General features: G+C 36.8%; 14 protein-coding genes. 9 read left to right on the plus strand and 5 right to left on the minus strand.

The annotated features are described in order from the left end of the window. Positions 1-147 precede the first annotated feature (147 nt). The gene (locus QWT87_RS20270) at positions 148-1,776 is read right to left on the minus strand and encodes an acyl-CoA carboxylase subunit beta (RefSeq protein WP_302718464.1); all 1,629 of its coding nucleotides are present in this window, start codon (positions 1,774-1,776) and stop codon (positions 148-150) included. Between the two features lie 414 nt (positions 1,777-2,190). Here QWT87_RS20270 and QWT87_RS20275 point away from each other — a divergent pair, with 414 nt between their 5' ends. The 3 genes from QWT87_RS20275 to QWT87_RS20285 are packed head-to-tail and all read left to right on the plus strand — an operon-like array spanning position 2,191 to position 4,932. Then, positions 2,191-3,069, plus strand: coding sequence for a DMT family transporter (locus QWT87_RS20275; protein ID WP_302718466.1), 879 nt, complete (start codon positions 2,191-2,193; stop codon positions 3,067-3,069). A 12-nt stretch (positions 3,070-3,081) separates the two neighbouring features. After that, positions 3,082-4,164: a putative type IX sorting system protein PorV2 gene (locus QWT87_RS20280; protein WP_185207044.1), complete on the plus strand. Its 1,083-nt coding sequence runs from the start codon at positions 3,082-3,084 to the stop codon at positions 4,162-4,164. A 12-nt stretch (positions 4,165-4,176) separates the two neighbouring features. Next, positions 4,177-4,932 (plus strand): hypothetical protein, encoded by a 756-nt coding sequence (locus QWT87_RS20285; RefSeq protein ID WP_302718467.1) that lies wholly within the window; start codon positions 4,177-4,179, stop codon positions 4,930-4,932. A gap of 190 nt (positions 4,933-5,122) precedes the next feature. Here QWT87_RS20285 and uvrC read toward each other — a convergent pair whose 3' ends face one another. Together uvrC and QWT87_RS20295 are read right to left on the minus strand one after the other, a co-directional pair. Beyond that, positions 5,123-6,913, minus strand: coding sequence for an excinuclease ABC subunit UvrC (gene uvrC, locus QWT87_RS20290; RefSeq protein ID WP_302718468.1), 1,791 nt, complete (start codon positions 6,911-6,913; stop codon positions 5,123-5,125). 129 nt (positions 6,914-7,042) lie between these two features. Beyond that, positions 7,043-7,804: a hypothetical protein gene (locus QWT87_RS20295; protein ID WP_185207038.1), complete on the minus strand. Its 762-nt coding sequence runs from the start codon at positions 7,802-7,804 to the stop codon at positions 7,043-7,045. Positions 7,805-7,936: 132 nt separating this feature from the next. On the opposite strand from QWT87_RS20295, the gene hutH reads away from it, so the two are divergent. The 6 genes from hutH to QWT87_RS20325 all read left to right on the plus strand — a co-directional run bounded on the left by hutH (position 7,937) and on the right by QWT87_RS20325 (position 12,627). Continuing rightward, on the plus strand, positions 7,937-9,424 hold the full coding sequence (hutH, locus tag QWT87_RS20300; RefSeq protein ID WP_108408871.1) for a histidine ammonia-lyase: 1,488 nt from the start codon (positions 7,937-7,939) through the stop codon (positions 9,422-9,424). Between the two features lie 6 nt (positions 9,425-9,430). Further along, positions 9,431-9,553: a DUF2059 domain-containing protein gene (locus QWT87_RS20305; RefSeq protein ID WP_302718470.1), complete on the plus strand. Its 123-nt coding sequence runs from the start codon at positions 9,431-9,433 to the stop codon at positions 9,551-9,553. Positions 9,554-9,598: 45 nt separating this feature from the next. Beyond that, entirely contained in the window at positions 9,599-9,886 is a 288-nt protein-coding gene (locus tag QWT87_RS20310; RefSeq protein WP_302718479.1) for a DUF2059 domain-containing protein, read from the plus strand. Between the two features lie 168 nt (positions 9,887-10,054). After that, the gene (locus QWT87_RS20315) at positions 10,055-10,501 is read left to right on the plus strand and encodes a GNAT family N-acetyltransferase (RefSeq protein ID WP_302718472.1); all 447 of its coding nucleotides are present in this window, start codon (positions 10,055-10,057) and stop codon (positions 10,499-10,501) included. Between the two features lie 105 nt (positions 10,502-10,606). Beyond that, the gene (locus QWT87_RS20320) at positions 10,607-12,103 is read left to right on the plus strand and encodes a S8 family peptidase (protein WP_302718474.1); all 1,497 of its coding nucleotides are present in this window, start codon (positions 10,607-10,609) and stop codon (positions 12,101-12,103) included. A gap of 257 nt (positions 12,104-12,360) precedes the next feature. Further along, positions 12,361-12,627, plus strand: coding sequence for a hypothetical protein (locus QWT87_RS20325; RefSeq protein ID WP_116100027.1), 267 nt, complete (start codon positions 12,361-12,363; stop codon positions 12,625-12,627). 54 nt (positions 12,628-12,681) lie between these two features. On the opposite strand, the gene ygiD is transcribed toward QWT87_RS20325, so the two are convergent. Then, positions 12,682-13,509 (minus strand): 4,5-DOPA-extradiol-dioxygenase, encoded by an 828-nt coding sequence (gene ygiD, locus QWT87_RS20330; RefSeq protein ID WP_302718476.1) that lies wholly within the window; start codon positions 13,507-13,509, stop codon positions 12,682-12,684. A gap of 76 nt (positions 13,510-13,585) precedes the next feature. Then, positions 13,586-14,098 carry a YceI family protein gene (locus QWT87_RS20335; RefSeq protein ID WP_076396693.1) on the minus strand — a complete coding sequence of 171 codons (513 nt, stop codon included), beginning with the start codon at positions 14,096-14,098 and terminating at the stop codon, positions 13,586-13,588. Positions 14,099-14,356 lie beyond the last annotated feature (258 nt).

Below are 14,356 nucleotides of genomic sequence, written 5' to 3' on the forward strand. Positions count from 1 at the left end.
GATGAAAGTCAGAATTTAAATAATGGACTAACTTATCCATTCAAAACAAAAAAAGATGTAGAATTAATTTCCACATCTTTTTTATTTATAATCAATCATCAATCATCAATCATCAATCATCAATTATCAATTATCAATTATCAATTATCAAACCTGTATAACTCCAAGATTAAATTTCTCTGTAATCGGAGAATGATTCGCCGCTTCAATTCCCATAGAAATCCATTTTCTGGTATCTACAGGATTAATAATTGCATCGGTCCACAACCTTGCTGCTGCATAAGTTGCTTCCGTCTGTTTCTTATATTTTGCCGAAATAGAATCCAGAATTTCTTTATGTTCTTCCTCAGAAATTTCTTTTCCTTGTTTTTTCAATGTTGATTCCTGAATCTGTGCTAAAACCTTTGCAGCCTGAGCACCACCCATTACCGCAAGATCTGCCCATGGCCACGCAACAATTAACCTTGGATCATAAGCCTTTCCGCACATCGCGTAATTTCCGGCTCCGTAAGAATTTCCGGTAATTATCGTGAATTTCGGAACCACGGAATTAGAAACAGCATTCACCATTTTTGCACCATCCTTAATAATTCCTCCGTGTTCAGATTTAGAACCCACCATGAAGCCGGTTACATCCTGTAAAAACACCAACGGAATTTTTCTCTGGTTACAGTTCGCAATAAATCGGGTTGCTTTATCTGCAGAATCAGAATAAATCACCCCTCCAAACTGCATTTCACCCTTTCCGCTTTTTACAAGCTTTCTCTGGTTCGCTACAATTCCTACAGACCAGCCATCGATTCTTGCCGTGGCACAGATAATACTTTTCCCGTAATCAGGCTTATATTCCTCGTACTCAGAATTGTCTACAAGACATTTTATAATATCGTAGGTATCATACTGATCCGCTCTTGAAACAGGCATAATCCCGAAAATATTTTCAGGCTTTTCTTTCGGCGGTACACTTTCAATTCTGTCGAAACCCGCTTTCTCAGTACTTCCCAAAGACTTCATGATATTCTTAATTCTGTTCAGCGCATCTTTATCATCTTTAGCCTTATAATCCGTAACTCCCGAAATCGAACAATGTGTAGTGGCTCCTCCCAGAGTTTCATTATCAATACTTTCCCCGATTGCCGCTTTTACCAGATAACTTCCTGCAAGGAAAATAGAACCCGTTCCCTCCACAATCATCGCTTCATCACTCATAATCGGAAGATAAGCACCACCTGCAACACAGCTTCCCATCACAGCAGAAATCTGAATAATTCCTGCAGCACTCATTTTAGCATTATTTCTGAAAATTCTCCCGAACATCTCTTTATCAGGGAAAATCTCGTCCTGCATCGGCAAATAAACCCCTGCGGAATCTACCAGATAAATAATCGGAAGTCTGTTTTCCATGGCAATTTCCTGAGCTCTGAGATTTTTCTTACCCGTAATCGGAAACCATGCTCCCGCCTTTACAGAAGCATCATTTGCCACAATGATGCATTGTCTTTTGGAAACATACCCCATTACCACAACAACACCCCCGCTTGGGCAGCCTCCGTGCTCCTCATACATTTCATATCCGGCAAAAGTCCCAATTTCTATGGAATCAGAATCCTTATCAAGAAGATAGTCAATTCTTTCTCTTGCCGTCATTTTTCCCTCTTCACGAAGCTTCTGAAGCCTCTTTTCACCACCTCCCTTTTTAATTTCTGTCAATAAGCGATTGATTTCGGATAATTTTAATCTGTTCTGATCTTCTCTTTTGTTGAATTCAATGTCCATAAAAATTTCAATTTTTTCCGTTTAAAGATACTATTTTTTACATGGAATGAAAATGGATGTAAACAAATGTTTAATAAATTGGTTTTCAGAATTTTATGAAATATTTAACAAAAAATATATTTTTTATGGTTCGTAATTTGCTAACTTTACATTAGAGAAAGGGAGAGTGAAATCTCATCCTTCCTCTAAGTTCCTAGTTTATTTTTTTAATAGTTTATTATTTGAAGGCCCTGAAAGTTGAATAAATTTTCAGGGTTTTTTTATTTTATGTTAAATAGGAATCTTAAATCCTGTTTTCCGGCAATCAACCATATTTTAAATTTTATCAGAAAATCAGAAGCTTTACTGAAAAATTATTACACGAAATGTAAAACCTATTTGTATTTTTGCAGAAATAGTAAAAGAAGGTAGGATATGCATAAATTGGCTCTTTTCAGATTGCATTTGATAGTGTTTTTGTGGGGATTTACAGCAATTTTGGGAAAACTGATTCATGCGAATGCAGAAATTCTGGTTTTTTACAGAATGCTGTTTGCGGCGATCTGTCTTTTTTTGTACATCCGTGTTTTCAAAAAAGACAGCATTAAAGTTTCGAAGAAAGTATTTTTCCAGTTGGCTGCAATCGGCTTTTCGATGGCGCTTCACTGGTACTGCTTTTTTTACTCCATTAAAATATCGAATGTTTCCATCGCATTAAGCTGTCTGTCTTTATCCACCTTATTTGCATCCATTCTGGAACCTTTGATTTTCAAAAGAAAGATCGATGTTTCGGAAGTCGTCATGGGAGTGGTGATTGTCGCCTGTATTTTGTTGATCTTCAAAACAGAATTTCAGTACAAAGAAGGAATATTTTACGGAGTGCTGTGTGCCATTTTCGGAACCATTTTTTCGGTTTTCAACGGAAAGATGTTTGGAAAAACAAGCTCAGGAAATATCATTTTTTATGAAATATTCTCAGGATGGTTTATTTTATTGATATTTTATCTCTTCTCAGGACAAATTTTTTCGATAAATGAAATAAGTTACCGCGATATCGCGTTAATAGGTTTACTGGCAAGTGTTTTCACAGCTTTCCCGATGCTGGAATCGGTGAATCTCATGAAATATATTTCGCCTTTTACATTAATTTTAACAGTTAATTTAGAACCGGTTTACGGAATTATACTAGCTTTTTTTATCTTTGGGGAATCAGAACACATGAGCCCGATTTTTTACATCGCTTCAGGAGTTATGATACTGGCAATCATTGCTAACGGATTGATAAAAGCTAAAAAACAAAAAACTTTAAATTAAGCATCAATTGATATGATGAAAAAATATTTTTTACTTGCATTCTCTCTGGTTTTCGGGATATCGCAATCCCAGATCATCAGAAAATATTCCAACGAATTTCTGAACATCGGAGCCGGGGCAAGAGGTCTTGCGATGGGAGGTGCGGTGATCTCCAATCAGGATGATGTCTATTCCCCGATGTGGAACCCCGCTGGATTAATGGGCGTGGAAAAAGACTGGCAGGGCGCAGCAATGCACGCCGAATATTTCGAATCTATCGCAAAATACGATTATCTAGCCTATGCAAAAGTTCTGGAAACCGGAGTTTTCGGAGTTTCTGTTGTAAGATTGGGAGTAGATAATATCTTAAATACCACACAGTTAATCGACACCGAAGGAAATATTGATTATGACAAAATCACCAAATTCTCCCAGTCCGATTACGCAGCAATTCTTTCTTATGCATTCAATCCGGGAGGAAATCAGAAGCTTGATGTGGGGATTAACGCTAAAATTGTGTACAGAAATGTAGGGAAATTTGCCAACGGATATGGTTTCGGTTTCGACGTGGGTGCGATTTATAAAATGGACAACGGCTGGAAACTGGGAGGGATGCTGAGAGATGCAACCACTACCGTGAACTTCTGGAGCGTCAATCAGAAAGAACTTTCAACCGTGGTTAACGGAGAAGAATTCAACCCTGCGCCAAAAGATAAAATGGAGCTTACGATGCCGAAATTAAATGCAGGTGTAAGTAAAATGTTTGAAATCAACAGCAGTGTATATGTATTGCCGGAAGCAGGAATTAATGTAGATTTTGCAAAAACGGCAGCCTTGGTTTCTTCTGATTTTGCGAGTTTAACGCCTTATGCCGGAGCAGAATTAGGTTATCAGAAAATGATTTTCGTGAGATTGGGAGTGAACAGATTCCAGTCGATTACAGATATTGAGGATCTCAGAAGAAAAGTTTCTTTCCAACCAAGTGCGGGAATCGGGATTAGATACCGAGGTCTTACGCTGGATTATGCAATTACCAATTCCGGAATCGGAGGGTCTAATTTCTATTCCAATTTCTTTTCTCTGAAACTGGATATCGGGCAATTCAGAAACGATTAAAATTTAAATTAAATGAAAAAAATATCGCTTATCATATTAACAGCCAGTTCGATGTTGGCTTTCGGACAGAAGGTTTCGGATTATAAATATATTTCTCTTCCTTCGAAACTGGAAACTTTTAAAGAAGATTTCGGGTTGAATAATCTATTAACCAAAACTTTAAGAAGTAAAAATTATACAGTAATTCCTTCGGATAAGTTACAATGGCCGGCTGAAGCACAAAGTAATCCCTGCAATGTTCTGATGGCAGATATCATCAACGACAGTGGTTTTTTACGAAACAAAGTATTGGTTCAGTTTAAAGACTGTAATGATAAAGTAGTTTCATCCATTAAAGGAGCTTCTAATATTAAGGAATACAAAGAAGGTTATCAGGATGCACTGAAGCAGACTTTTGTTTCCATTTCTCCGGCTAATCCTACAGCACAGCCAGCTTCACAAGTAAAAGTTCAGGAAACCGTAACAGCAAACTCTACGCAGGTTGTTACCAACAGTTCATCTTCATCTGTAGACAATACGGCGTTGAAATTCAGCAACGGAAAAATGGATCTTCAAAAAATTCAGATCGACAATTCTCAGTTTATTCTGGTGAATTCTAACAGCTCTTCGCCGTTTGCAACTTTTAAAGCCACAACAAAAAGCGATGTTTTCAGAGTTAAACTACAAAACGGAGAATCTACATTAGGATACTACGAAAATGGAAATATTATTATAGAAATGCCTTTGTCCGGAGGTGAGTACGGCAAAGAAATATTTTATAAAAAATAACAGCATTACAGCATAAATTAAAAAGTCCTCGTTACGAGGACTTTTTTTTGTAAATTTAAATATGAAGAAGTTTTTGAGTTAAGAAGTCTTTAACTTCATCTAATTTATAAAAAATATTTAAATTAACAAATTTTATAAAAATTATTTTCATAAAATAATTTATTATTTGCTATTTATTTCTCGTTTATCATTATTCGTTAAAAAAATCGTAAATGATTTTCGCTTTTCTTTTCCCTAAAATCTCCTCCAATGTCTCAAGATTAGATTCCTTGATTCTCTTGACTGATTTTAATTTTGAAAGCAATAATTCAATTGTTTTTTCCCCAACTCCCGGAATTTCTTCCAGTTCAGATTTTATCGTAGAATTTTTTCTTCGGGTTCTGTGATGTTTCACCCCGAAACGGTGCGCTTCGTCTCTCACACGCTGCAAAATCTTCAGCGTTTCAGACTTTTTATCCAAATATAAAGGAATAGGATCTTCCGGAAAGAAAATCTCTTCCAGACGTTTCGCAATGCCTACAATGGTAATTTTTCCGTATAATCCCAAAAGTCTCAGACTTTTTACCGCAGAAGATAACTGACCTTTTCCACCGTCAATTAAAATCAACTGAGGCATATCTTCGCCTTCATCCAGCATTCTTTTGTAACGGCGGTAGATCACTTCCTCCATTGTAGCGAAATCATTGGGACCTTCCACCGTTTTCGGATGAAAAATTCTGTAATCGGCTTTGCTTGGTTTTCCGTCTCTGAAAACAACACACGCAGAAACAGGATTCGTTCCCTGAATATTGGAATTGTCAAAACCTTCAATGTGTCGTGGTTCAACCGGCATTCTCAGCAATTTCTGCATTTCAGACATAATTCTGTTCGTATGTCTTTCCGGATCAACGATCTGAACCTGTTTTAATTTTTCCAAACGGTATTCTTTCGCATTCTTTTCAGAAAGCTCAACGATTCGCTTTTTATCACCTACTTTCGGAACGATCAGTTTTACATTCGGAATTTCAATAGACAGATGAAAAGGCAGAAGCACTTCCTTTGAATGGGAATCGAATTTCTGACGGATTTCCACCAAAGCCTGCTCCATAATATCTTCGTCGCTTTCCTCAAGGATTTTTTTAATCTCGGTGGTATAACTCTGGATAATATTTCCGTTCCTTATTTTAAAGAAATTAACGTAAGCAGCCGTTTCGTCGCTTGTCATTCCAAAAACATCCACATCATCAATACTCGGATTCACCACTGTATTTTTAGTCTGATAATCTTCAAGCGCATCAATTCTTTCTTTGATGATCTGTGCACTTTCAAACTGAAGATTGGTTGCATATTTCATCATCTGGTTCACCAGATATTCTTTCGCTTTACGGAAATCTCCTTTAATAATTCCGCGGATGGCATCTATTTTTTCATCATAATCTTCCTTGCTTTCCAGTCCTTCGCAGGGGCCTTCACAGTTTTTGATGTGATATTCCAGACATACTTTGTATTTTCCTTCATCAATTTTACTCGGAGCTAAATTGAGATTGCAGGTTCTTAATTTATAAATATGCTTTATCGTATCAAGAAGAATCTTTGCAGGACGTACTTTTGCGTAAGGTCCGTAATATTCGGAACCGTCTTTAATCTTGGTTCTGGTAAGAAAAATTCTCGGAAAATCTTCGTTTTTAATACAGATCCACGGATACGTTTTGTCATCCTTCAGCATGACATTATAAAACGGCTGATGTTCCTTAATTAAATTATTTTCCAGTAAAAGTGCATCATATTCACTATTAACGATCGTTGTTTCCAACCGCTGGATTTTTCCCACCATGATTTTGATGCGGTACCCTGAAAGATTTTTGTTGAAATAGGAGAGAACCCTTTTTTTCAGATTTTTAGCCTTTCCTACATACAAAAGCTGATCATTTTTGTCATAATAACGATAAACACCGGGCTCGGAAGGTAAAGTTTTGAGTTGTAATTCTAAAGAAGGATTCATATAACAAAATTACGGAATTTAGAAGCACAAAAAAAGCTGTAAAAATGCTACAGCTTTATAATATTTGTTAAAATTGATTGTAATTAAACAGTTTCTTTCTAAACGATTTATTCTTTTGTACTTAAAAATTTAGCTTTGGCTCATTTCTGTATACTGATACACTAAAAAGCTGAAATAATCCCATTCCACAGAATTCTTAGGATATTTTTTCATAAACTCAGGATTGTCGCCAAAAAGAAAATCATAATTGTCTTCAAAATCATCTTTATGAAGCCACATTACTTTATCTCCTTTTTTTACATAGTAGGATTTTGTAACACCGCCACCCAATTGTGGAGAACCCATCACCGAAAATCCGCCGGTTTCTTTTGCTCTGGGATCATGATATACGGAAATAATATCATCAAATTCCGGATTGATGACCTGCATTAAGAATTCTTTGTCGTCCTTCTTATTTTTCAGGGAAACGGTCTGGTTTACAAAGTGAATACGGTCTTTGGTGGTTGAGTTTTTTAATTTCTTGGTCTGATAGTTTCTGATGTTGCCCATGTATTTAAAAACTTTCCCGACTTTTTCAGCCTCATTCGGATACAAATACATTTCGCTGATGTTATCGGCAACAAATACCGATGGCTTTTTAGAAATACTATCTTTCAGCGTAACCTCAAAAATCTGACCCTTTTTCGTATCTGTTTTGCTGCAGAAACCTTTATGAGTCGTCCCGTCCTTTAATATTACGGTAGATGTCTTTTTTACAGAGGGAGCATTAAAACCTTCATTAAAAAGGTACTGTTCCATTTTTTTAATTTCTTCTTTGGAGTATTTTACTTTCTGTCCGAAAGAAGCTGTGCTTACAAGAAACAGCGTAAACACTAAAGTTTTAAGTTTCATGGGATATTAATTTTTATATTTCTGCGGTAAAAATAGCAAATTAATTCACTTATTTTCAGAAAAATACAGACTGTTGAAATTTAGTTTTTCCAATCGTTGCCAAATGTGTAATTTTAAGACAAAATTTAGAGAATGATATACGGTGTAGATGTTTTCAGTTTCCATGATGTTCTGGAGATCTGTAAAACTCCTGATAAAGCTAAACTAAACAAGGCTGCCAAAGAACAGATTTTAAAATCACAAAAAAATGTACGTGAAATTGTAGAATCAGACAGAACGGTTTACGGAATCAATACAGGGTTCGGTCCTTTGTGTGATGTAAAAATATCTGAAGAAGAAACCGCACAGTTACAATATAATCTGATTATTTCTCACGCAGTAGGCGTAGGAAAACCAATTGATAAAGAACTTTCAAAAATCATGATGATTGCAAAAGTTCATGCGCTGTCAAAAGGTTTTTCCGGAGTCTCTCTGGAAGTGATCGAAAGATTGATCCTGATGCTGGAAAAAGACATTATTCCGGTAGTTCCGGAGCAGGGTTCTGTAGGGGCTTCCGGAGATTTGGCTCCTTTGGCACATCTCGTTTTGCCGCTTTTGGGGCTTGGAAAAGTTTGGGTTGGAAATGAAATTTTTGAAACAGCCGAAATTTTAGAAAAAAACAATCTCGAACCTTTGGTTTTAGGACCGAAAGAAGGATTGGGATTAATCAACGGAACGCAGTTTATTCTTGCGCATGCGATTAAAGGATTAGAAAAATTTGAATATTTGCTTGATCTTGCAGATATGACAGCGGCAATGAGTATTGAAGCATACAGAGGTTCTGCAAGTCCGTTTAAAAAAGAACTTCATGAGATCCGTCCGTTTGAAGGAAGTAAAAAAGTAGCAGCGAGAATGCTTAAATTTTTAAAGAGTTCTGAAAATCTTAAAGCACACGAATATTGCGATCGTGTTCAGGATCCGTATTCTATGAGATGTGTTCCGCAGGTTCACGGTGCAAGCAGAAATGCCTTCGAACATCTGAAAATGATGGCAGAAACGGAACTGAATTCCGTAACAGACAATCCAATTGTTTTAAGCGCGGAAGAATCGATTTCCGGAGGAAATTTCCACGGACAATTGATGGCTTTACCTTTGGATTATGCAACTTTGGCTGCTGCGGAACTGGGAAATATCTCAGACCGAAGAAGTTATCTTTTACTGGAAGGGAAATACGGTTTGCCAAGATTACTGACGGAAAGTTCAGGTTTAAATTCAGGATTTATGATTCCTCAATATACTTCTGCTGCGTTGGTTACGGAAAATAAAACATTATGTTTTCCGGCTTCTGCGGATTCTATTCCGACGAGTTTAGGACAGGAAGATCATGTTTCGATGGGAAGTATTTCCGGCAGAAAATTCAATCAGGTTCTTGGTAATCTCGTGAATATTTTAGCGGTTGAACTCATGTTTGCGGCACAAGGTTTAGAATTCCGAAGACCGGCAAAATGTTCAAAAATTATTGAAGAAAATTTTGAAATCCTTCGTTCAAAAGTAGCTAAGCTTGAAGATGACAGACTGATCGGACAGGACATGCTTGCAATCGCAGAATTGATAAATGAAAGGAAATTTATAGTTAATTAAAACAAGATGAAAAAAATTATAGTAGCATTTGTTTTTTTGATAGGAGTTACAGGTTTTGCCCAAACTTCAAAAGAAGCAAAGATCAAAGAATTAATTGAAGTTACCGGAGTGAGTAAAATGGCGGTATAGGGAGCTCAGCAATTTGTAAATACATATAAAGAAAATTATAAAGATATTCCTGATGAATTTTGGAATGGATTTTTAAAAGAAGTTTCCACAGAAGAATTTTCTAAACTCTATATTCCTATTTATTCAAAATATTATACAGAATCGGATCTTGATGAACTGATAAAATTTTATAAAACTCCTATCGGGCAAAAGACAATTTCTAACATGCCTTTAATCATGAATGAAAGTATGGAAGTCGGCAGAGAGTGGGGACAGAATTTAGCCAAAAAGCTGATTGATAAAATTAACACACAAAAAGGGTATCAATCTCCACCGCCACCAAAAAGTAAATAACACAAAGACTTCCGCAAATGGAAGTCTTTTTTATTTTCCAAGATTTAAAAAAAATATTTGTGTTGAATTGTGAAAATATGAGTGCCATTTGTGTTTAAAAAAACATCGCCACTGGAAAAGTATTAAAATTTAAAAACAAAATCTTTAATTTAGCCTAAAACCATTTCAATGACAATTAAAAGAACAGATTCTTCCAATAAAGATTTTCAAAATTTAGTACAGCTTTTAGATGCAGATTTAGCCATTCGCAATGGGGAAGATCATGCTTTTTACGATCAGTTTAACAAAATTAATATGATCAAAAACTGTATTGTCATTTACATGGATGGAATTCCTGCGGCTTGTGGGGCATTTAAAAAATTTGATGAAGAAACAGTTGAAATTAAAAGAATGTACACCAATCCTGATTTCAGAAAGAAGGGTTTAGCAACAACGACCGTTAAAGAACTGGAAATCTGGGCAAAGGAATTGAATTATACAAAAGCGGTGTTGGAAAGCTCATTGGAGCAGAATGAAGCCCTTTCTGTTTATGAAAAAAGCGGTTACACAAGAATTCCAAATTACGGACAGTACATCGGAATTGATAAAAGTGTCTGTTATGAAAAAGTTTTATAGCTTAATTTCATAGTATTATTTTAAGCATAATAAATTTTTAAATTCTGTTGTACGGTAATTCATTGTAAATTAATATCTTGGTTTTACCAATCAAATAGTATTTATATGAGAAAAAATGTTTTTTACCTTTTATTGTTATTCTTTGTTTTCACGGCATGTAACAGAGACGATCTTCAGAACAATGTTGCCAGTACGGAAATTACCCAGAAAGATCCTTTAACGGCAAAACAGATCAATGAAAAAATCAACGAAACCATCAAAACGAAAGGCAGATTTTCATGGAATGAATCTTCCGATCATTTTCTGTGGAGCGGGATTTTTCAGGGAAATAAAATTGCTTCCATCGGATTTGGCTCTTCTTTCGACAGAAGTCTGGATGCAGACAACAAAGCCATTGAAAACGAAATTTTAGACCTGATTAAAAAATATGAAGGAAAGACCGACAGAATTTTACTGTCTTCAGACCAACATCTGAATCAGATCGACGTTGCCATCGAAAAGCAGGAAACGGTGATTGCCCTTAGAAAAATGAAAAACATCCGTTATTTTGAACCTGCAGATTACCGTTATTTTGAAAACGAAAAACAATTCGGGGCAACTGCAAAATCCAGCAGCAGTTCTTCAGGATGCGGATTTGAATCTACCGCTTTGAATGCTGCGGATTATACAACCGTTTCTCCTAATGCAAAAGCACCGTGGTCATTTACGAAGCACAATATCATTAATGCATGGAGCTATAGCACCGGAGCAGGAGTAACCATCGGAGTGATAGACAGCGGTGTTTCTCCGGAGCAGTCTTTATTAGGAAGCAGCTTTAATAACGGACTTTCTACAGGAAGAACCATCAGTAAAAATGGAGTGTATGTAGATTCAGTCTGGCCGTGGAGTACAGGATACGACGGTTCTGCCGATAAATGTGGTCACGGAACAAGCATGGCTTCTGCAGCAGCAGCGCCTAGAAACAATCAGGGACAACCGGTTGGAGTAGCTTATAATGCCAATCTGGTAACGTACAGAGCAGCTTCTAATGTAGTTCTGGACGGATATCATGAGCAAAACGGAGTGAAAATAGCCTTTACAGATCTGGGTAATAATAACAGTGTAAAAATTATTTCAATGTCGATGGGGCATATCTTTTCTGTCGGGAAAATTGAAGATGGCGTAAAATATGCGTATTCAAAAGGAAAATTAATTTTCTGCGCAGGCGGAACTTCCACCAGCTTCACCAATTTCGTAGGCGTTATTTTTCCGGCTTGGATGCCTGAAACACAAGCGATAACCGGAGTAAAAGAAAATACGTCCAATCAGAAATGCGACGTTTGCCACTCAGGAAGCGAAATCGATTTTACTTATCAGATGGAAAGAGGTTCAGGAAGCAATATTCCGGTCTTAAGTTACTATAACGGACAAACTGATTATGTAGGTGGTTCTTCTGTAGCAACAGCTTCCACCGCAGGAATTGCAGCGTTGGTCTGGGCTAAAAATCCTTCATGGACGAGAGATCAGGTTATTAATAAAATGAGACAGTCTGCAACCTATTATCCGACTCCGAACTCAGATTACGGATATGGAAATATTAATGTTTTACAGGCGGTACAGTAAAGAATTAAATTAAAAATAGAGGAAAGGGAATATTGTTAATTAACGATATTCCCTTTTTATTTCTCCTGAATCATCATATTAAGTATTTCTACTTAAAGTGAAAAATTAGTAAATCTACGCTAACCGCTCTAGAGGAAGTGTGGTATCTTTGAAAGGTGATCACAAACAAAACTTAATAATCATGGAGACCAGAAACCATTCAAACGGGGCGAAATCCGAAAAGCCAGAAGAGTAGGAACACAAAATAAAATTAAAACATGGAAACAAAAGAATTAGTAGGAGGCTGGACAGCGTATCATCCTTTAACACCGGAAGATCAAAAAGTATTCGACGAAGCAATGAATGGATTTGTTGGAGTAAAATATCAACCGCAATCTGTATCTACACAAGTCGTAAACGGAACAAACTACCGTTACCAGTGCCTTGCTTCCATGCCGCCTTCTGAGGTAGTTTGGAATGCCGTTGTAGAAATCTATGCTCCGATTGACGGACAACCTCATGTTGTTGGTATCCAAAGAATCTAATGATAGCATTGCCCTTAATAAGAAAGAAACGGAAGAAAATTTCTTCCGTTTTTTTTATCCTATTCTCACGCTCGTCATACTCAAAGATCCTGCAATTAATTCATCATTAAATAAACTCAGGTTTTCAGATTTCTCTTTTAGTCCTAAAGTATAGAGTAAAGGGAGATAATGATCGGGAGTGGGAACCGCATATTGCAGCGATGTTCCCTGTTTCTGGTAATCGATGATGTTCCGGAAATTTCCGTCTAAAAGCCAGTTGTTGGTTTTTTCTCTGGCTTCAATCGCCCAGTCCCATCCGGCTCCGACAGTATTGATATTTCTCCAGTCGATCAGTCTCAAATTATGAACAATGTTTCCGCTTCCGATAATTAAAATTCCTTTTTCGCGGAGCTTATTGAGTTTCTTAGCCAAGTCAAAATGATACTGCGGAGGTTTTGTATAATCAATACTCATTTGAATAACAGGAATATCTGCATTCGGATACATATGTTTAATCACAGACCATGCTCCGTGATCCAGTCCCCAGTTGTGATCTTCCTCCACGATAACCGGAGCCAGCAATTCTGCCGTCTCTTTTGCCAACTCAGGATTTCCCGGAGCAGGATACTGTACATCAAACAAAGCCTGCGGAAAACCTCCAAAATCATGAATCGTTCTCGGCATTTCCATTGCCGTTACTTTCGTTCCCTGCGTAAACCAGTGTGCCGAAATACAGAGAATGGCATTCGGTTTCGGAATTTCAGCCGAAGCTTTTCGGAAACCCTGTACAAACTGGTTTTCTTCAACAGCATTCATCGGCGAACCATGTCCCAGAAAAAGAACAGGCATTTTCTGAGTATTTTTAAAATTTTCGCTGATGTTTTGTAAATCGTTGAGGTTCATTTTTTTATTCTCAAAAACAGAAAAGAGCAAAGGTAATGTAACTTTCCTTTGCTCTTTTACCTTGATTTTTATGTTCTTATGCTTGTTTTACAAACTGTAATTCTCCGGCGATTTTTACTTCCTCGCTTACCATTACACCTCCTGCTTCAAGCGCAGCATTCCAGTTCAGTCCGAAATCTTTTCTGTTGATTTTCCCTTCGAAAGAGAAACCAGCCTTCGTATTTCCCCACGGATCAACATTAATTCCGTTGAAATCCACATCAAGTGTTACAGGCTTTGTAATTCCGTTGATCGTTAAATTTCCTGTTACTTCGTTGTTCAAAGCAGAAGATTCAAAAGTAATTGTTGGATTAGCTTCAGCGTTAAAGAATTCAGCAGATCTTAAATGGTTATCTCTGTCTGTATTGTGCGTAGAGATAGAGGCTGTCTGAACTGTTGCCGTTGTTTTAGCATTTGCAAAAGTATCGTCTTCCGCATCAATTTCAGCCGTAAAATCTGTAAAGTTTCCTTTGATATTAGAGATCATCATGTGTTTTACTTTAAAAGTAATTTCACTGTGAGCAGGGTCTAAGTTCCATTTTGTTGCCATTGTATTAATATTTTTTGTTGTTAATTATACTGCAAATGTATATCAGAAGAGAGGTACAAATCATTGACGTAGGATAAGAAATGCTTTTCGCTGTATTTTTCACAATCCTGTCATTTCAACGAAAGAGAAATCCCCAAAATATTTTTAAGGAAAAAAGCAAAACAACTCTATTTCTATTACACTTACACACTCAAACCCTTAAACACTCACACGCTCCAACCCTCCAACTCCCCAACTTTAAAACTCTCCAACTCAATC

Source organism: Chryseobacterium urinae (genome assembly GCF_030518295.1).
Lineage (GTDB): Bacteria > Bacteroidota > Bacteroidia > Flavobacteriales > Weeksellaceae > Chryseobacterium > Chryseobacterium mucoviscidosis.